This is a genomic window from Streptomyces sp. JHA26 (assembly GCF_002005565.1).
Lineage (GTDB): Bacteria > Actinomycetota > Actinomycetes > Streptomycetales > Streptomycetaceae > Streptomyces.
On the sequence record NZ_BDJC01000055.1, the window covers coordinates 1 to 18079 of the forward strand.

Here is an 18079-nt window from a genome sequence, read left to right on the forward strand (position 1 = left end):
GTCGGGCGGGGCTGCGGGCTTCCGCGCCGTGCGCCGGATGGTCCCCCGACGGGCCGTGTCCGCCGGTGACGGTGGGGAGTACGCCCGGAGGGCGGTCCGTGGCATGCGGTGCCGCGTCGCCTCGCGTTGACTGAAGCGCACACGATGCACGCGCGGCGGGCCGTCGGTCCGCGTCGAGAGGTGGGCGGACCATGGGAGGGCCCGTGACGACTCAGTCCCTGCCGCCGCCCGCCGGGCCCGTCCCGGGATCGCGCCGGGCGGCCCCGTGACCGCGCCCGGGAGCCCGCCGGCCGCACCGGCGAACGCCGTCCCGGACCGGGCCGAGCAGTCCCTGCGGCGCACCCTGCTCGGCCCCGGCTACCTGCTGCTGTTGCTGCTGTGCGTGCTGCTCGGCGTTCCCATCGCGCTGGCCTGCTTCTTCTTCGTCGGCCTCCAGCACGAGCTCCAGCACTGGGTGTGGACGTCGCTGCCCGAGGCCGCCGGGTACGACGCCCCGCCCTGGTGGTGGCCGCTGCCCGCGCTGGTGCTGGCGGGGCTGGTCCTGGCGCCGATCGTCACCCGGATGCCGGGCGGCGGGGGCCACCTGCCGGTGAACGGGCTGGGCGGCGCGCCCGTCGGGCCGAAGGCGCTGCCCGGTGCCGTCCTGGCGGCGCTGGCCACCCTGCCGCTCGGTGTGGTCCTGGGTCCCGAGGCGCCCCTGATGGCCGTCGGCAGCGGACTCGCGCTGCTCGTGCTGCGGCGGGCGGGCCCGGACGCGGATCCGAGGGCGAGCGCGATCCTGGCGACGGCCGGCTCCACCGCCGCGGTCTCCACCATCCTCGGCGGTCCGGTGGCGGCGGCGGTGCTGCTCATCGAGGGCGCGGGGCTCGCCGGCGCCCGGATGGTCGCCCTGCTGCTGCCCTGTCTGCTGGCCAGCGCGACGGGCGCGCTGGTCTTCACCGGCTTCGGGCGGTGGACCGGCCTGGACATCGGCGCGCTGTCGCTCCAGGAGGTGCCGCCGAGCACCGGCCCGGACGCCGGCGACTTCCTGTGGGGCGTCCCGACGGCGGCGCTGATCGCGGTGCTGATCACGCCGGCCCGTGCGCTCGGCCGCCGCACCGTCACCTGGACGGGGCACCGCACGGCCGTCCGCACCGTCCTGTGCGCCACGGCGGTCGGCGTCTGCATCACCGCGTACGCCCTGATCACCGGCCGTTCGCCGGCGGAGGCGGCGCTGTCCGGGCAGGCCGCTCTCGCCCAGCTCGCCGCGCATCCGCACGCCTGGTCCGTGGGCGCGCTGGTCGCGCTGGTGGCGTGCAAGGGACTGGCGTGGGGCATCGCGCTGGGCAGTCTGCGCGGGGGCCCGATCTTCCCCGCCGTGCTGCTGGGCACGGCGACGGCCATGGCCTGCTCGGGCCTGCCCGGTTTCGGCGTCACCCCGGCCCTCGCCCTCGGCATCTCCGCCGCCGCGGCCGCGGTGACGGGGCTGCCGCTGGCCAGCTCGGTGCTCGCGGTCCTGCTGGTGGGCAGGGACGCGCACGACCAGATGCCGCTGATCGTCGTCGCGTCGGTGGTCTCGTTCGTCGTCGCCCAGGTGGTCCGCCGGAGTCCGGCGGAGGCGACGCGGGCGACACAGGCGACACAGGCGACACAGGCGACGGTACGGCCCGGTGAGGGGCCCGAGGCGGAGCCGGATCGGTGACCGGCCGCGGAGGCGGTGGCCGGGGCCGCCGGGCCGGGACCGGTGCCTCCTGGCGTTCGGCGCGGCCCTGGCTGGTGCAGGCCTGCGTGGCCGTGGGCCTGGTCACGACCTACTTCCTGCTGCCCCTCGACCGGCTGGGCTCCGACCGCCCCGTCCTGAGCTGGCTGCTGTTCGCCCTGGCCCTGGCGGCCGTGGCCGCGCTGCTGCTGCGGCAGATCCGCCACGTCCTCACCGACCGCGCGGGCGCCCGTCCCGGCATGGTCATCGCCCTGCTGGTCATGCTCTCGGTGCACGTCTTCGCCTCGGCCTACTACGTCCTGGCCGAGCAGCCCGGTGAGTTCGACGGGCTGCGCACCCGCGTCGACTCCCTGTACTTCACCGTCGTCACCCTCGCCACCGTCGGCTACGGGGACATCACCCCGCTGGGCCAGACGGCGCGGATCGTGACCGTCCTGCAGATCCTCTACAGCTTCGTCTTCCTCACCGCCGCCGGGACGGCACTGGGCCAGCAGCTGCGTTCCCGGGTGGCCGGGCGCGCCGACGACCACCCCGTCCGTGACGATCCGCCACCTCGCCCTCCACCGCGGGCGTGAGGAGATCTTCGCCACGTCGCGCGGAGAGGGCGGTGCCGTACGACGGGGCGCCGGCGCGGAATGCGGCCCCGGCCACCGGTCCGGCGGCGCCCTGCCGCGCCGAGGCCTGCTTGTCACCACCCTCGCGGGCGCACTACTGTCGCCACGCCTTGGTGAACGGGAAATCCGGTGAAGTACCGGTGCGGCCCTCGCCACTGTGATCGGGAAGTCCGGCTCCGGCCCTCGCGGGCAGCCACTGGGTCCTCGTGACCCGGGAAGGCGGAGTTCGGGCGGTGGTACCCGTCAGCCAGGAGACCGGCCAAGGCACGTCGTCCATCCACGAGGTGCTGGAGAGGGTCTGCTGAGCCATGCACATAGCCGAGGGCTTCCTGCCTCCGGCGCACGCGATCGCCTGGGGTGTCGCGTCCGCGCCGTTCGTCGTCCACGGAGTACGGTCGCTCACCCGTGAGGTCCGGGAGCATCCCGAGAGCACGTTGCTGCTCGGGGCGTCCGGAGCCTTCACGTTCGTGTTGTCGGCCCTGAAACTGCCCTCTGTCACCGGGAGTTGTTCGCATCCCACCGGGACCGGTCTGGGCGCCGTCCTGTTCCGGCCGCCCGTCATGGCGGTCCTGGGCACCATCACCCTGCTCTTCCAGGCCCTGTTGCTGGCCCACGGCGGTCTGACCACGCTGGGCGCCAACGCCTTCTCGATGGCGATCGCCGGGCCCTGGGCCGGGTACGGCACCTACCGCCTGCTGCGCCGGTACGGGGCACCGCTGATGGTCACGGTGTTCTGCGCGGCGTTCGTCGCCGACCTGTCCACCTACTGCGTCACCAGCGTGCAGCTCGCGCTGGCCTTCCCCGACCCGAGCAGCGGATTCCTGGGCGCGCTCGGCAAGTTCGGGTCCATCTTCGCCGTCACGCAGATCCCGCTCGCGGTGAGCGAGGGCCTGCTCACGGTGGTCGTGATGCGGCTGCTGGTGCAGTCCAGCAAGGGCGAGCTGACCCGGCTGGGCGTGCTGCCGGCGGGTACCGGCGCGCGCGAGGAGGCGGTCGTCCGATGAAGCGCAACACGAAGATCAACTCCCTGCTGCTGCTCGCCGTGGCGGCGCTGGCGGTGCTGCCGCTGGTGCTCGGCCTCGGCGACCACAAGGAGGAGCCGTTCACCGGTGCCGACGCCGAGGCGGAGACGGCGATCACGGAGATCGAGCCGGACTACGAGCCGTGGTTCTCGCCGTTGTACGAGCCGCCGTCCGGGGAGATCGAGTCCGCGCTGTTCGCCGTGCAGGCGGCGCTCGGCGCGGGGGTGCTGGCCTACTACTTCGGCCTGCGCCGGGGACGCCGGCAGGGCGAGGAGCGGGCGGCCCGGGTCGCCCGGCAGGACGCGCACGCGCCCGAAGGGGACTGAGTGCTGCCGATCGACGCGGCGGCGCACGGCAGCCGGTGGCGCCACCGCCACCCCGTGGACAAGGCCGTGCTCGGGCTGGGCCTGACCGTGCTGGCGATCTCGCTGCCGCCCTGGCCGGGCGCGGCGCTGGTGCTGGTCGCGGCGCTGGCCGTGCTGCTCGGCCCGGCCGGTGTGCCCGGGCGGCGGCTGTGGCGGGCGTACCGGGTGCCGCTGGGGTTCTGCGTGACGGGCGCGCTGCCGCTGCTGGTGCGGGTCGGGGCCCCGGCGGGTTCGTGGGCGTGGCGGACGGCGGCGCGGCGCGTGCCGGGGAGCTGTTGCTGCGCACGTCGGCGGCGTCCCTCGGGGTGCTGCTGTTCGCGTTCACCACGCCGATGTCCGACCTGCTGCCCCGGCTGGTGCGGGCCGGGGTGCCGGCGCCGGTGGTGGACGTGGCGCTGGTGACGTACCGCATGAGCTTCCTGCTGCTGGACTCCGTGCGCCGGATCCGCGAGGCGCAGGCGGCGCGGCTGGGGCACACCACCCGGGCCGCCGCCTGGCGTTCGCTCGGCGGGCTCGGCGCCACGGCGTTCGTGCGGGCCTTCGGCCGGGCGACGCGGCTCCAGGCGGGACTCGCCGGGCGCGGTTACGACGGCACGCTGCGCGTGCTGGTGCCCGAGGCCCGGGTCTCCGTGCCCTTCACGGCGGCGAGCCTCACGCTGCTGGCGACGCTGGCCGTGCTCACCTTCGTACTGGAAAGGCCGTTGTCGTGAACGAGTCCGCCGAACCGGCCCTGGTCTCCCTGCGGGGCGCGTCCTTCGGGTACGAGGAGGGGCCGCTGGTGCTGAGCGGCCTGGACTTCGAGGTGCGCGAGGGGCGCGCGCTGGCGCTGCTGGGCCGCAACGGCAGCGGCAAGACGACGCTGATGCGGCTGCTCAGCGGCGGACTGCGGCCGCACGCCGGGCGGTTGAGCGTCGAGGGGCGGCCGGTGACGTACGACCGCGCGGGGCTGACGCGGCTGCGGACGACGGTGCAGCTGGTGGTGCAGGACCCGGACGACCAGTTGTTCGCCGCGTCCGTCGCCCAGGACGTGTCCTTCGGGCCGCTGAACCTGGGGCTGCCGGATCCGGAGGTCCGCTCCCGGGTCGAGGAGGCGCTCGCCGCGCTGGACATCGCCGCGCTCGCCGACCGGCCCACGCACCTGCTGTCGTACGGGCAGCGCAAGCGGACCGCGATCGCCGGCGCGGTCGCGATGCGGCCCCGGGTGCTGATCCTCGACGAGCCGACCGCCGGGCTCGACCCGGACGGGCAGGAGCGGCTGCTGGCCACCCTCGACCGGCTGCGGGAGGGCGGCACCACGGTGGTGATGGCCACGCACGACGTGGATCTCGCCCTGCGCTGGTCGGACGACGCCGCCCTGCTCACCCCGTCCGGGGTGCACACCGGCCCCACGGCGTCGACGCTGGCCCGCACGGACCTGCTCGGTCCGGCGGGGCTGCGGCTGCCGTGGGGCGTGGCGGCGGCGCGGCTGCTGTGCGCCCGGGGGCTGCTGGCGGACCCGGCCGCGGGTCCGCGCACGGCGGAGGAGCTGGCGGCCCTGGCCGACTGACCCGTCGGGCGCGGCTCAGTGCGCGGAGTCGCTGTACTCCGCGTCCCGGGCCGGTGCCGGCTCGTCCGCGGGCCGGGGCCGAGCCGCGGCGCGGCGGCCGGGCAGGACGGCGAGGACGATCACGGTGCCGACGGCCATGATGATCCCGCCGGTCAGGCTGGTCGTGGCGACGCCGTGGGCGAAGGCCTCGTGGACGGCGTCGGCCAGGGCCCGGGCCTGCTGCGGTCCGGCCGACGGGTTCTTCGCGAGGTGCTCGGCGACCGCGAGTCCGGCGCCGACGGAGTCCTGGGCGGTGTCCAGGGCCGCGGCCGGGAGCCGGCCTGCCACCAGGTCGGCCAGTTCGTCCCGGTAGGCGGTGCCGAGCAGGGAGCCGAGGACGGCGATGCCGAGCGAACCGCCGAGTTCCAGCGCGGTGTCGTTGGCGCCGCCGCCGACGCCGAGTTCGCTCTCCGGGAAGGAGCCCATGATGGTGTCGGTGGCCGGGGAGACGCTGAGGCCGATCGCGAGGCCGAGCAGCAGCATAGGGGCCAGGAAGCCGGAGTACGTCGAGCCCTCGTCGACGAGGGCGAGCAGGAAGACGCCGACGGTGCCGATCACCATGCCGGAGCCGATCATGGCCTTGACGCCCAGCTTCGGGGTCAGGCGTCCGGTCACGGCGGCACCGACGAACACGGCCCCGGCCAGCGGCAGCAGCCGCACGCCGGTCTCCAGGGCGCCGTAGCCGAGGACGAACTGCAGGAACTGCGTGGAGTAGTAGATGGCGCCGTAGGTGCCGAAGAAGAAGAACAGCACGGCCAGCATCGAGCCGCTGAACGGCCGCTGGAGGAACCTGCGCACGTCCAGCATGGGCTGCGGGTGGCGCAGTTCCCAGGCCACGAAGGCCACCAGGCCGACGCCCGCGACGACGGCCGCGGTGACGGGCCCCGCGCCCCAGCCGAAGTGCGGGCCCTCGATGGTCGCGTAGACCAGGCTGCCGACGGAGACGATGGAGAGCAGGCCGCCCACGTAGTCGATGCGGCCCATGCCGGCCGCCCGGGACGGGGGCACGAGAAGCAGCGCGCCGATGACGGCGAGGACCGCGACGGGGACGTTGACCAGGAAGGTCGAGCCCCAGGCGTGGTCGCCGAGCAGCCAGCCGGCGACCAACGGGCCGACGGCGATGGCGAGTCCGGACGTGGCCGTCCAGGCCGTGATGGCGCGGGCCCGCTCGTTCCTCGGGAACATCGCGACCAGCAGGGACAGCGTGGCCGGCATGACGACGGCGGCGCCGACGCCCATGATCGCCCGGGCCGCGATGACCGGGCCGGTCTCGTGGACCAGGCTGCCCATCACCGAGCCGCCCGCGAAGACGACCAGACCGGTGACCAGGGCGCCGCGGCGGCTGTACTTGTCGCCGATCGCGCCCAGCACCAGCATCAGCGCGGCGTACGGGACGGTGTAGCCGTCGATGACCCACTGCAGGTCGCTGCTGCTCAGGCCCAGGTCGGCGGTCATGGCCGGGGCCGCCACGATCAGGGAGGTGTTGGCCATGACGACGATCAGCAGGCTGAGGCACAGCACGATCAGGGCCCACCAGCGCCGTGGGTACGGCCCGGTCATCTTCTCGACGGGTGTGGTGGCCAGTAGGGGCATGGAGGGGCTCCCGGGTGCGAGGGCGAGTTAATTGCCCATCGATGTGCAGACTCATGTCAGGTTAGGTTCTTGCCCATCGATGTGCAAACAGCCTTCGGGTGCCCGCCGACGGCCGCCGCACGCCTGCGCTTCCCGCGCCGGACCGGGCGCGGACGGACGGCGGCACCGACGGCACGCACGGCGAGACGGCGGGCACGGCGAGACGGCGGGCACGGCGAGACGCACGCTTACGGGCGCCTCACGGGGCGGGGTGCACCGAGCGCGGCGGGTGCGGGGCGGGGCTCACCGATCACGGCGGGTGTCACGGCCCGCGCCGCGGTGGGGACGGCCCGGCGGGTACGGGCACGGAAAGGGCCCGGCGCACGGCACCCGGCCGCACCGGGAACGCGGCGCGTGCGGGCCCGGTCGCACCGGGGGCGCGGACGGGGTCCGCGGGGCTCAGTCGCCGGTCGTCGGCTTCGCGGGGATCGTCGGGGCCACGGACTCGACGACGGCGCGGGCCCGGTCCTGGGGGACGCCGGCCGCGACGAGCGCGGCGACGACGGCCCGGGTGCCGTCGTCCTCCAGCGCTCCCGTGTTGACCTGCTCCAGCAGGGCGACCGTCATCGCCTCCAGCCCTGCGCTCAGCACGGCGGGCGGCAGGTGGGCGGGGAAGGCGCCGTCGCGCTGGCCGCGCTCCAGGATGGCGGTGACCTCGGCGCGGGCCGGCGTGAGGATCTCGGCCACGCGCTCCGCGCCCAGGTCGTGCCGGGCCAGCGCCAGCAGCATCCGGTAGCGGTCGCCGACGGGCCACATCATCAGCATGAAGTACGCGAGGGCGCGCTCGGCCGGTTCGGCGGTCCCGGCCCCCTCCGCGGCCGACGCCATCGTGCTCCGCAGCACCTCGGAGGCCTCCTCGGCGAGGGCCTCCAGCAGCGCCGCGCGCCCCGGGAAGTGACCGAACAGGGTGCGCCGTACGACGCCGGCGGCCCGCGCCAGTTCCTCGAGGGTGGTGTCCGGGTTCCGCCCGAGCTCCCGGCGGGCCGTGGCCAGGATGCGCGCCCGGTTGGAGCGCGCGTTGCGTCGCTGCGGCTCGCGGGCCACGGGCTTGGACACGGGAGGACCTCGGTGGATCGGTGCGGCGGGGCGGGACGGCGGGTCGTCCATTCTGGCACGGATGGCTCCCGCGGGCCGGGCGTGTCAGTCCAGGCAGAAAACGTTGCCTTCAGGGTCGGCCATCACGATGAAACCGCTGCTCATCGGAGGCTCGGGCTCGAAGCGGCGTACCCGCGTCGCGCCCAGTGCGACGAGCCGTTCGCACTCGGCCTCCAGCGCCGCCATCCGCTCCTCCCCCTGGAGACCGGGGGCCGCCCGGACGTCGAGGTGGACCCGGTTCTTGGCGGTCTTGTCCTCCGGGACCCGCTGGAAGAACAGCCGCGGGCCGCGCCCGTCCGGGTCCTCGAGGGCCGACCGGCCGTTGCGCTGCTCCTCCGGTACGCCGATCCGCGCGAGGAAGTCGTCCCACGCGGCGAGCGGGTCGGCCCCCTCGGGCACGTCGACTCCGGGCGGGCCGGGGTGGACGTAGCCCAGGACGTCGCGCCAGAAGCTCGACAACGCCCGGGGGTCATGGGCGTCGAAGGTGACCTGGAACTGACGACTCATCACATTGCTCCGTTCACGGCGGGATGTCGGTCGGGTGCGCCCGTGCGCATCACGCCCACCCTGACACCCTCGCGGTCGGAGTCCGTCCTCTTTCCCGCACCTTTCCCGCGTCGACGGCACGAAGAGCGGTGGCCGCTCCCGGAGCACGACGAGCAGGCGGGTGTGCGGCTCGGGGTTGCCCAGCGCTTTCACGGACACGATGCCCCGGTCGTCCGTGCCCCGGTCGTCCGCGACCGGGGAAATTCGTCGGCGCAATTCCCGGACGACCTGTCGCACCTGCGAGGAAAAGCGGCCCGAACCCCTCGTGAATACGAGGCCGAGTTCCGTGGGGCGGGCGGGCGGTGGCCGCGGGACGGACCCGCCCGGCGACAGGGTCTTGACCGGCAGGTCCACGACACCGTATTTTCGACCGAACCGACTCGTGGGCTGCCGGAAGGAGGCGACGTCGGATGTCGATCATCTCCGACCTGCATCGCCTCGCGCAGCGGACCGTCTGGATCCCGGGTCGCGTAGCACACGGCTGCTGAACAGCCACTTCTTCCCGGCGTGCCGTTTTCACGGCCCCGGTGTCTCCTGATCTCCTCACCCGCCCGCGGCACGCCCTCGCGCGCCGATTTCCGGCGGGGATTCCCACGCTTCAGCTGCGCCACCGAAAGAGAAAGCTCCCTGAAATGGCGACGAGCAACATCTGTACGACCGCGCTCCGAAATGAGGATGTGCCATGGTAGAGGCACGGATCACGGTCAACGGGAAGAGCACGCCGATTTCCCCGGCCGCACCCCGGACGACGGTTCTGGATTTCCTGCGCGAGCGCGGTCTCACCGGGACCAAGGAAGGATGTGCCGAGGGTGAATGCGGCGCGTGTTCGGTCCTGGTGGCCCGTCCCGGGGTGAACAAGCCCACCGACTGGGTGGCGGTCAACGCCTGCCTGGTTCCGGTCGCCGCCCTCGACGGTCAGGAGATCGTCACCTCCGAGGGCCTCGCCACCCCCGGTGAGGCCGGTACGCCGCCCACGCTGCACCCGGTGCAGGAGGAGATGGCGGTCCGCGGCGGCTCCCAGTGCGGTTACTGCACGCCGGGGTTCGTGTGCAGCATGGCCGCCGAGTACTACCGGCCCGACCGCTGCGCGCACGCGGACACGGACGCCGACACGGGCGCCGACGCGGCCGACGGCCACGGCACCGAGCACGGCCCGAACGGTTTCGACCTGCACGCGCTGAGCGGGAACCTGTGCCGCTGCACCGGCTACCGCCCCATCCGCGACGCCGCGTTCGCCGTCGGCGCCCCCGCCGAGGACGACCCGCTGGCGCAGCGTCGCGAGCAGTCCCCGCCCGAACCGGTCACCACCGAGTACGCCCAGGGCGACAGCGTGTTCGTGCGACCGGGCACCCTGGCCGAGACGGTCCGGCTGCTGCGCGAGCGGCCCGACGCCGTGGTGGTCGCGGGCAGCACCGACTGGGGCGTCGAGGTCAACATCCGTTCCCGCCGGGCGGATTGCGTGGTCGCCGTCGACCGGCTGCCCGAACTGCGGGAGCTGCGCGTCGAGTCCGACCACATCGAGATCGGCGCCGCGCAGACCCTCACCGAGATCGAGCGCCGCCTGGACGGCAGCGTCCCGCTCCTGGCGGAGCTGTTCCCGCAGTTCGCCTCCCGGCTCATCCGCAACAGCGCGACCCTCGGCGGCAACCTGGGCACCGGCTCCCCCATCGGGGACAGCCCGCCGGTGCTGCTCGCGCTGGAGGCGTCGCTGGTGCTCGCCGACGCCGACGGTGAGCGCGTGGTCCCGCTGGCCGACTACTTCACCGGCTACCGGCAGAGCGTGCGCCGTCCGGGCGAGCTGATCCGCGCGGTGCGCGTCCCGCTGCCGCTGTCGCCCGTCACGGCCTTCCACAAGATCGCCAAGCGCCGCTTCGACGACATCTCCAGCGTGGCGGTCGCCTTCGCCCTCGACATCGAGGACGGGATCGTCCGCAAGGCGCGCATCGGCCTGGGCGGCGTGGCCGCCACCCCGATCCGCGCCCTCGCCACCGAGGCGGCCCTGGAGGGCAGGCCGTGGGTGACGGAGACCGTCGAGGCCGCGGCGCAGGTGCTGCGGGCCCAGGGCACGCCGATGAGCGACCACCGCGCCAGCGCCGACTACCGCGCCGCGATGCTCGGCCGGAGCCTGCTGAAGCTGCACGCACAGACCACCGAGGCGGTGTCGTCATGAGCCATCTGTCCGAGCGTCCCGAGAAGCCCGTCGTCGGTGTCCCGATGCCGCACGAGAGCGCGGCCCTGCACGTCACCGGCGCCGCGCTCTACACCGACGACCTGGTCCACCGCACCAAGGACGTGCTGCACGCCCACCCGGTCCAGGTCATGAAGGCCCACGGCCGGATCCTCGCGCTGAACACCGAGCCGGCGCTCGCGGTGCCCGGCGTGGTGCGCGTGCTGACCAAGGCCGACGTGCCCGGAGTCAACGACGCCGGCATGAAGCACGACGAGCCGCTCTTCCCCGACGAGGTCATGTTCCACGGCCACGCCGTCGCCTGGGTGCTCGGCGAGACCCTGGAGGCGGCCCGGCTCGGTGCCGCGGCCGTCGAGGTGGAACTCGAGGAACTGCCCTCCCTGGTCACGCTCCAGGACGCCATCGCGGCGGACAGCTACCACGGTGCCCGGCCCGTGATGGAGACCGGCGACATCGACGCCGGGTTCGCCGACTCGGCGCACGTGTTCACCGGCGAGTTCCAGTTCTCCGGCCAGGAACACTTCTACCTGGAGACGCACGCGGCGCTCGCCCAGGTCGACGAGAACGGGCAGGTGTTCGTCCAGAGCAGCACCCAGCACCCGTCGGAGACCCAGGAGATCGTCGCGCACGTGCTCGGCGTGCCCGCCCACGAGGTCACCGTGCAGTGCCTGCGGATGGGCGGCGGCTTCGGCGGCAAGGAGATGCAGCCGCACGGGTTCGCGGCCGTCGCCGCGCTCGGCGCCAAGCTCACCGGCCGGCCGGTCCGCTTCCGGCTCAACCGGACGCAGGACCTGACCATGTCCGGCAAGCGGCACGGCTTCCACACCACGTGGAGGATCGGCTTCGACGCGGACGGCCGCATCCAGGCCCTCGACGCCACGCTGACCGCGGACGGCGGCTGGAGCCTGGACCTGTCCGAGCCGGTGCTGGCCCGCGCGCTGTGCCACATCGACAACACGTACTGGATCCCCCACGCGCGCGTCGCCGGTCGCGTCGCCCGCACCCACACGGTCTCCAACACCGCCTTCCGCGGCTTCGGCGGGCCGCAGGGCATGCTGGTGATCGAGGACATCCTGGGCCGCTGCGCGCCGCTGCTCGGCCTGGACCCCATGGAGCTGCGCGAGCGCAACTTCTACCGGTCGGGCCAGGGCCAGACCACGCCGTACGGCCAGCCGGTCACGCAGCCCGAGCGGATCTCCACCGTCTGGCGGCAGGTGCAGGAGAACGCCGGCATCGCCGACCGCAGGCGGGAGATCGCGGCCTTCAACGCCGCGCACCCGCACACCAAGCGGGCCCTCGCGGTCACCGGCATCAAGTTCGGCATCTCGTTCAACCTCACCGCCTTCAACCAGGGCGGCGCGCTGGTGCTGATCTACAAGGACGGCTCGGTCCTGATCAACCACGGCGGCACCGAGATGGGCCAGGGCCTGCACACCAAGATGATGCAGGTGGCCGCGACCACGCTGGGCGTTCCGCTGCACACGGTGCGCCTCGCCCCGACGCGCACCGACAAGGTGCCCAACACCTCGGCGACCGCGGCGAGTTCCGGCGCGGACCTCAACGGCGGCGCGATCAAGAACGCCTGCGAGCAGCTGCGCGCACGGTTGCTCCGGGTGGCCGCCTCCCGGCTCGGCGCGAACGCCTCGGACGTCCGCATCGTCGACGGCGTCGCGCGCGCCCTGGGCAGCGAGGAGGAGCTGGCCTGGGACGAGCTGGTGCGCACCGCGTACTTCCAGCGGGTGCAGCTGTCGGCGGCCGGTTTCTACCGGACCGAGGGGCTGCACTGGGACGCGAAGACCTTCCGGGGCTCGCCGTTCAAGTACTTCGCCCACGGTGCCGCCGCGACCGAGGTGGAGGTGGACGGCTTCACCGGCGCCTACCGCATCCGGCGGGTGGACATCGTGCACGACGTCGGCGACAGCCTGTCCCCGATGATCGACATCGGCCAGATCGAGGGCGGGTTCGTGCAGGGCGCGGGCTGGCTGACGCTGGAGGACCTGCGCTGGGACACCGGCGACGGCCCGCACCGCGGCCGGCTGCTGACCCAGGCGGCGAGCACGTACAAGCTGCCGAGCTTCTCGGAGATGCCCGAGGAGTTCAACGTCACGCTGCTGGAGAACGCCACCGAGGAGGGCGCGGTCTACGGGTCCAAGGCGGTCGGTGAGCCTCCGCTGATGCTGGCGCTCTCGGTGCGCGAGGCGCTGCGGCAGGCCGCCGCGGCGTTCGGCCCGGCCGGCGTCGGCCTGGAGCTCGCCTCCCCGGCGACTCCGGAGGCCGTGTACTGGGCGATCGAAGCCGCCCGCAGGGGTGGCGTCCGGGGCGGCGGCGACGCCCGCGAGGTCCCCGCCGACGGCAACGCCCTGAGCAATGCCTGACATGACCTGGGTGGCCGCGGTCGCGCGGTTGCGGGCACGCCGGGAAGCCGGCGTGCTCGTGACCGTCGCGACCGTGCGCGGGCACGCCCCCCGCAAGGCCGGTGCCAAACTCGTCGTGGGACGGTCCGGGACGTGGGGTTCGATCGGCGGCGGCAACATCGAGGCGGTCGCGATCGACCGGGCCCGCGAGCTGATCGGCACGCCCGGCGCGGAACCGGAGCTGATGGACTTCCGGCTCAACGACAAGGTGACCAACCGGCACGGCGTGCAGTGCTGTGGCGGGGCCGTCACCGTCCTGCTCGAACCGCTGCCGGTGGTGCCGGCGGTGGCGGTCTTCGGCGTCGGTCACGTCGGGCTGGAGCTGGCCCGCATCCTGGCCCGCCACCACCTCGACCTGCACCTGGTCGACACCCGGCCCGACATGCTCACCGACGAGCGGCTCGGTGTGCTGGCGGACGCGGTGGCGCAGGTCCACGTGCACCACACGCCGCTGCTTCCGGAGGAGGTGCTCGAGGAGCTGGCGCCGGGCACCCACGTCCTGATCATGACGCACGACCACGCCGAGGACGCCGCACTGGCCGACGCCGCCCTGCGCACCGCCGGCCTCGGTTCGATCGGCCTGATCGGCTCGGCCGCCAAGTGGACCCGGTTCCGGCACCGTCTGGCCACCGAGGGCGGCCACGACGCCGCCACCATCGACCGGATCAAGACCCCGATCGGACTGGCCGGGATCACCGGCAAGGAGCCCGCCACGATCGCGGTGAGCGTCGCGGCGGACCTGCTCCTGACCTTCGAACGGGACCGCCGCTGAGCGGAGCGGGTGACCCGCCCCGGCCGGCCCGGGAGTCGAGTCAACCCACAGGGACGGCGGCGGACCGGCCTTGTGGGAAACCACGAAGAGCCGGTCTCCGCCTGCGGGGTTTTCATGTTTTCCACCCCTGGCTGAGGCTCCCCGGCAGGCTGTGTACTTCTCGCACAAGCCGCCCTTCGCACCGCGAGGGACCTCGACGGCCGAGAGATGCGGCGGTGTCCCGCACGAGCGGGGCCTTCGGGGGGATCCCCACCTTTTCCGAGAAGGAGTGACCGTGACCGCGCACACCCGAGAAGCGAGCGTCCAGGACCTCGAGCGCGCCTGGATGGAGAAGGCGATCAGCCTGGCCACCGACAGCGTGAGGAACGGCGGCGGCCCGTTCGGCGCGCTGGTCGCCAAGGACGGGCAGATCGTCGCGTTCGGGAACAACCAGGTCACCGCGACCCTCGACCCGACGGCGCACGCCGAGGTGAGCGCGCTGCGTGCCGCGTGCAAGGAACTGGGCTCCTTCTCGCTCGAGGGCTGTGTCCTCGTCTCCTCGTGCGAGCCGTGCCCGATGTGCCTGTCCTCGGCGCTGTGGGCGCGCGTCGACGGGATCGTCTACTCCGCCGACCGGCACGACGCCGCGGTGGCCGGTTTCGACGACCGCAAGTTCTACGACCTGTTCGACAAGAAGCCCCAGTCGGTGTGGCCGACGCGGATCGAGCACCTGGACCTGCCGAACCGCACGGCGCCGTTCGACGCGTGGCTGGCCAAGTCCGACCGCGTCGACTACTGACGGCTCACCGGCACCGCGCACCGGCGGCCGTCCCCTTCGGCGGCCGACGGTGTGACGCGTAGACCCGTGTTGTCATGGTTTGCCACGATGTGGTTGCGGCACTCGGTCACCGCGAAGGCCCCTTCGGGAGAATCCGGGAGAACCTTCGTCATGAGACGCGCCGGCCGGACGCATCGGTGTCCGGCCCGGCAATCGGGCGGACCGAAGGCGATCGATGACGACGATCGGTGTGGAAGAGGAGTATCTGCTGCTCGATCCGGTCACGGGTCTACCGGTACCCCTGGGGGACAAGGTGCGGGCCGCCGCGGGCCTGGGGCACCTCGTGGCCGACCGGGAGGTGCAGTGCGAGCTGTTGCAGGCGCAGGTCGAGGTGGCCACGCCGGTGTGCGGCACGCTGGAGGAGGTCGGAGGGCACCTGCTGCGGCTGCGGCACGCCCTCGGGGCGGCCGCCGAGACGCACGGTTGCCGGATCGCGGCCTGTGCGACACCCCCGCTGCGCCACGGTCACCCCGTCGCCGTCACCGACCGGGCCCGCTACCGGGCCATGCTCGTCCAGGCTCCCCAGCTCGTGGCGGAACAGCTGGTCAACGGCATGCACGTCCACGTCGGCGTCCCCAGCCGGGAAACCGGCGTGCAGGTCCTGAACCGGATCCGGGTGTGGCTGCCCGCCCTCACCGCCCTGTCCGCGAACTCTCCGCTGTGGGACGGCCACGACACCGGTTTCGCCAGCTGGCGCACCGTGATCTTCAGCCGCTGGCCGGTCAGCGGCATGCCCCCGCGCTTCGCCGGCATCGCCGACCACGACCGGCGCGTGCAGCGACTGCTGGACAGCGGTCTGATCTCGGACACCGGCCAGCTGTACTGGCAGGCCCGGCTCTCGGCCCGGTACCCCACCGTCGAGGTCCGATGCCTGGACGTGCAGCTGCGCGCGGACGACGCGGTGATGCTCGCGGGCCTGGTCCGAGCCCTCGTGGAGACCGCGCTGGCGGAGGCCGCCGCCGGCGCCCCCGCGCTCGACTGCGACCAGGAACTGCTGCAGGCGAGCATGTGGCACGCCGCCCGCCACGGACTGAGCGGCACCCTGGTCGATCCGGGCGGCCGGCAGCGGCGGGCCGGCGAGATGCTGTACGAGCTGCTGCGCCACGTCGCCCCCGCGCTCGACGCGTCCGGCGACAGCCGGCAGGTGGCGGCCCTGGTCCACCGGCTCCTGCAGGGCGGCACCGGCGCGGACCGGCAACGCGCCGCCCTTGCCGAAGGGGGCCTGCCCGCGGTCACCGGCCTGATCCTCGCCCAGAGCACCGTGCCCTGACGCGGACCACCGCGGCGGCCGGCGACGCCCTGCCGCACACGACCGCCCTGCCGCACACGACCGCCCGGGCCACCGCGGCGGCCCGGGCGGTCACCCTGCGAGACGGCCGTCAGCCGCCGTGCCCGTGGTCTTCCGTCACCATGCGTCGCCGCTCCGCCTCCCCCTCGCCCGGCGCCTGCCCGTCCCGGTCCTGCTGTCGCAGGCGGATCTCGACGTGGCCGTCGACGACCCGGGTGTCGAAGGCGGGCTGGGGGGCGGTGGCCGGGCCCCTGACGTTCCAGCCGTCCGAGAGCCGGAAGACACTGCCGTGCCAGGGGCACTGGACGCATCCGTCGGCGACCGTGCCCTCGGAGAGCGGCCCGGCGAGGTGGCTGCACCGGTCGGCCAGGGCGTGGATCTCCCCTCCGGTCTCCCGGACGACCAGGACCGGGACGTCGTCCACGCTGCGCCGCACCGGCCGGTCGACCGGGAGCTCCGCCACGGCTCCGATCCGGTGCCAGCCCTGGGTGACGACGTGCGGGATCTCTTCGGCGTGGTTGGCGCCGGAGGCCTGGCGGTAGGCCAGGTGGCCGCCCAGCATGCCGCCGACCGCGACCGCCGTCAGCCCGAGGAAGCCGTAGGCCCGGCCGGCCGCGCCGCGTCCCCTGACGCGGCAGGTGAGCGAGGCGGCGTACAGACCGACAGCCGCCGAGTTCGCGAGGGCGTGCACCAGTCCGACCCGCTGCTGCCGGCGGTGCAGATCCGCCCAGTCGACCCAGCCCGCCAGGGCCGCGGGCGCGGCGGAGGCCAGGCCGACGCCGACCAGCAGGCCCGCCCCGCGGGTGCGGCCGGGATACAGGTCCAGGACCGCCGCCGACAGCCAGCTGCCGATCGGTACCTGCACCAACAGGGGATGCGCGGGGTGCCCCAGTCCCCTGCCGTGCAGGAGGTCCCGCCGGTCGCCGAGCGGCAGGGCCTGCACCCTCTTGCGGACCGCGTCGATCAGCGCGTCGGCCCTGGACTCCTGCTCCAGGCGGTCCAGCAGCCACAGGACGCGGTTCTGCCTCATCCGGGGGCGGTGTGGCGTAGTGCTCATGGTCCGCCGGGTCCCCGGCTGCACGGACGGCAAACGGAGCAGGGGCGGACCGCGGCGGCCCGCGGGACGGCCGTCGTCGGCGTTGTACCGGACCGCGCGGGTACCCGGGCGGGCGTGGGAGAGCCGGGTGGTGCCGCCGAGGCGTCGCGGGACCGGCTCCGGCGCACGCACGGGAGCGACCATGCCGAAGACCATCAGGAACCAGACCGTCGAGCAGCTCGGGGGGAGCAACAGCATCCTGGTGCGGCAACGCCGCGAGCACGAGGAGATGGACCGGCTGATGGGCCGGTACCGGTCCCTCGACGACCTCCACCAGCGGGAACAGGTCCTGAAGCAGGTCGTCCGACTCGTCTTCAGCCACGCCTTCGCGGAGGAGACGGTGCTGTGGCCCGCCGTACGGGCCTCGGTCCCGGACGGCGAGGAACTGACCGCCCGGGTGGAGGAGGAACACCAGATGATCAACGATCTCGTCGCGGACGTCGAACGCCTCCCCCTCGGCGACCCCGGGCGTGAGGACAAGGTGCGGCAGGCCTTCGAGCTGATACGACAGGACATCAGGGACGAGGAAGACCTTCTCCTCCCCCGGTTGCAGGACGCGATGAACACCGCCCGGCTGCGCAAGCTCGGCGCCGCCTGGGCGGCGGTACGACAGACCGCGCCGACGCATCCGCACCCCGTCGTCCCCCGGCGGCCTCCCGGGAACGCCCTGCTGGGCGTTCCCCTGAGCGTCTACGACCGCGTGCGTGACGTCCTGGGCCCGGGCGGCTCCGCCCCACGAGGAGGAAAGTGACCGCCGGGCCGTGCCACCGCCCCGGCGATGCCGCCCCCGAAGGCCCGCCTCCCCGTCACCGACCAGGCCTCCCGTCGGCGGACCCGGCGCTCCCTGGCCCGATGTCCTCGGTCCCGTCGGCCGGAGTTCCGTCCGGGGCGGGGAGGCGGGCCAGGGCGGGATCGTGGGCGAACGCGAGGCCGGCGCCTCCTGGGC

At 73.9% G+C, this 18079-nt stretch carries 15 protein-coding genes, 1 pseudogene and 1 riboswitch; of the genes and pseudogenes, 12 read left to right on the forward strand and 4 right to left on the reverse strand.

Annotation, left to right across the window (positions count from 1 at the left end; translation table 11 throughout):
• Positions 1–265: 265 nt before the first annotated feature.
• From JHAT_RS26895 to JHAT_RS26920, 6 genes and pseudogenes are all read left to right on the forward strand, one after another.
• A complete protein-coding gene (locus tag JHAT_RS26895) occupies positions 266–1681 on the forward strand; it encodes a chloride channel protein (RefSeq protein ID WP_253195619.1) in 1416 nt (471 codons plus the stop codon).
• Positions 1678–2274, forward strand: a complete 597-nt coding sequence (locus JHAT_RS26900) for a potassium channel family protein (RefSeq protein WP_077800864.1) — start codon at positions 1678–1680, stop codon at positions 2272–2274. The genes JHAT_RS26895 and JHAT_RS26900 overlap by 4 nt, the downstream gene beginning before the upstream one ends.
• Before the next feature lie 133 nt (positions 2275–2407).
• A riboswitch (cobalamin riboswitch) is annotated at positions 2408–2592 on the forward strand.
• 29 nt (positions 2593–2621) lie between these two features.
• Positions 2622–3317 (forward strand): energy-coupling factor ABC transporter permease, encoded by a 696-nt coding sequence (locus JHAT_RS26905; protein WP_077800865.1) that lies wholly within the window; start codon positions 2622–2624, stop codon positions 3315–3317.
• A complete protein-coding gene (locus JHAT_RS26910) occupies positions 3314–3661 on the forward strand; it encodes an energy-coupling factor ABC transporter substrate-binding protein (protein WP_077800866.1) in 348 nt (115 codons plus the stop codon). Before JHAT_RS26905 ends, JHAT_RS26910 begins: the two co-directional genes overlap by 4 nt.
• Positions 3662–4410 (forward strand): annotated as a pseudogene (cbiQ, locus tag JHAT_RS26915) (cobalt ECF transporter T component CbiQ). It abuts the gene before it with no gap.
• Positions 4407–5246, forward strand: a complete 840-nt coding sequence (locus JHAT_RS26920; protein WP_077800867.1) for an ATP-binding cassette domain-containing protein — start codon at positions 4407–4409, stop codon at positions 5244–5246. The pseudogene cbiQ and the gene JHAT_RS26920 overlap by 4 nt, the downstream one beginning before the upstream one ends.
• Before the next feature lie 15 nt (positions 5247–5261).
• Here JHAT_RS26920 and JHAT_RS26925 read toward each other — a convergent pair whose 3' ends face one another.
• The 3 genes from JHAT_RS26925 to JHAT_RS26935 form a co-directional block, all read right to left on the reverse strand.
• Positions 5262–6878, reverse strand: a complete 1617-nt coding sequence (locus JHAT_RS26925) for an MFS transporter (protein ID WP_077800868.1) — start codon at positions 6876–6878, stop codon at positions 5262–5264.
• A 438-nt stretch (positions 6879–7316) separates the two neighbouring features.
• Positions 7317–7973: a TetR/AcrR family transcriptional regulator gene (locus JHAT_RS26930; protein ID WP_171991071.1), complete on the reverse strand. Its 657-nt coding sequence runs from the start codon at positions 7971–7973 to the stop codon at positions 7317–7319.
• An 84-nt stretch (positions 7974–8057) separates the two neighbouring features.
• Positions 8058–8519 carry a VOC family protein gene (locus JHAT_RS26935; RefSeq protein WP_077800870.1) on the reverse strand — a complete coding sequence of 154 codons (462 nt, stop codon included), beginning with the start codon at positions 8517–8519 and terminating at the stop codon, positions 8058–8060.
• Positions 8520–9240: 721 nt separating this feature from the next.
• Between JHAT_RS26935 and JHAT_RS26940 the strand changes: the two genes are divergently transcribed.
• The 5 genes from JHAT_RS26940 to JHAT_RS26960 all read left to right on the forward strand — a co-directional run bounded on the left by JHAT_RS26940 (position 9241) and on the right by JHAT_RS26960 (position 16019).
• A complete protein-coding gene (locus JHAT_RS26940; RefSeq protein WP_077800871.1) occupies positions 9241–10728 on the forward strand; it encodes a xanthine dehydrogenase small subunit in 1488 nt (495 codons plus the stop codon).
• Complete coding sequence (gene xdhB, locus JHAT_RS26945; protein ID WP_077800872.1) at positions 10725–13121, forward strand: xanthine dehydrogenase molybdopterin binding subunit; 2397 nt, start codon at positions 10725–10727, stop codon at positions 13119–13121. Before JHAT_RS26940 ends, xdhB begins: the two co-directional genes overlap by 4 nt.
• Before the next feature lies 1 nt (position 13122).
• The gene (xdhC, locus tag JHAT_RS26950) at positions 13123–13932 is read left to right on the forward strand and encodes a xanthine dehydrogenase accessory protein XdhC (protein ID WP_077800873.1); all 810 of its coding nucleotides are present in this window, start codon (positions 13123–13125) and stop codon (positions 13930–13932) included.
• Between the two features lie 268 nt (positions 13933–14200).
• Positions 14201–14710 (forward strand): nucleoside deaminase, encoded by a 510-nt coding sequence (locus JHAT_RS26955; protein WP_253195620.1) that lies wholly within the window; start codon positions 14201–14203, stop codon positions 14708–14710.
• 214 nt (positions 14711–14924) lie between these two features.
• A complete protein-coding gene (locus JHAT_RS26960) occupies positions 14925–16019 on the forward strand; it encodes a glutamate--cysteine ligase (protein ID WP_077800875.1) in 1095 nt (364 codons plus the stop codon).
• Positions 16020–16128: 109 nt separating this feature from the next.
• Here JHAT_RS26960 and JHAT_RS26965 read toward each other — a convergent pair whose 3' ends face one another.
• Positions 16129–17067 carry a Rieske 2Fe-2S domain-containing protein gene (locus JHAT_RS26965; protein WP_077800898.1) on the reverse strand — a complete coding sequence of 313 codons (939 nt, stop codon included), beginning with the start codon at positions 17065–17067 and terminating at the stop codon, positions 16129–16131.
• A gap of 208 nt (positions 17068–17275) precedes the next feature.
• Between JHAT_RS26965 and JHAT_RS26970 the strand changes: the two genes are divergently transcribed.
• Complete coding sequence (locus JHAT_RS26970; protein WP_077800876.1) at positions 17276–17884, forward strand: hemerythrin domain-containing protein; 609 nt, start codon at positions 17276–17278, stop codon at positions 17882–17884.
• The last annotated feature ends 195 nt before the right edge of the window (positions 17885–18079 follow it).

What these genes read in the sequence shown, in the direction of transcription:
- JHAT_RS26905 (WP_077800865.1), top strand. Translation starts at nt 2,622, where the DNA reads ATGCACATAGCCGAGGGCTTCCTGCCTCCGGCGCACGCGATCGCCTGG.
- JHAT_RS26910 (WP_077800866.1), top strand. Translation starts at nt 3,314, where the DNA reads ATGAAGCGCAACACGAAGATCAACTCCCTGCTGCTGCTCGCCGTGGCG.
- JHAT_RS26925 (WP_077800868.1), bottom strand. Translation starts at nt 6,878, where the DNA reads ATGCCCCTACTGGCCACCACACCCGTCGAGAAGATGACCGGGCCGTAC.
- JHAT_RS26935 (WP_077800870.1), bottom strand. Translation starts at nt 8,519, where the DNA reads ATGAGTCGTCAGTTCCAGGTCACCTTCGACGCCCATGACCCCCGGGCG.
- JHAT_RS26940 (WP_077800871.1), top strand. Translation starts at nt 9,241, where the DNA reads ATGGTAGAGGCACGGATCACGGTCAACGGGAAGAGCACGCCGATTTCC.
- xdhB (WP_077800872.1), top strand. Translation starts at nt 10,725, where the DNA reads ATGAGCCATCTGTCCGAGCGTCCCGAGAAGCCCGTCGTCGGTGTCCCG.
- xdhC (WP_077800873.1), top strand. Translation starts at nt 13,123, where the DNA reads ATGACCTGGGTGGCCGCGGTCGCGCGGTTGCGGGCACGCCGGGAAGCC.
- JHAT_RS26960 (WP_077800875.1), top strand. Translation starts at nt 14,925, where the DNA reads ATGACGACGATCGGTGTGGAAGAGGAGTATCTGCTGCTCGATCCGGTC.
- JHAT_RS26965 (WP_077800898.1), bottom strand. Translation starts at nt 17,067, where the DNA reads ATGAGGCAGAACCGCGTCCTGTGGCTGCTGGACCGCCTGGAGCAGGAG.
- JHAT_RS26970 (WP_077800876.1), top strand. Translation starts at nt 17,276, where the DNA reads ATGCCGAAGACCATCAGGAACCAGACCGTCGAGCAGCTCGGGGGGAGC.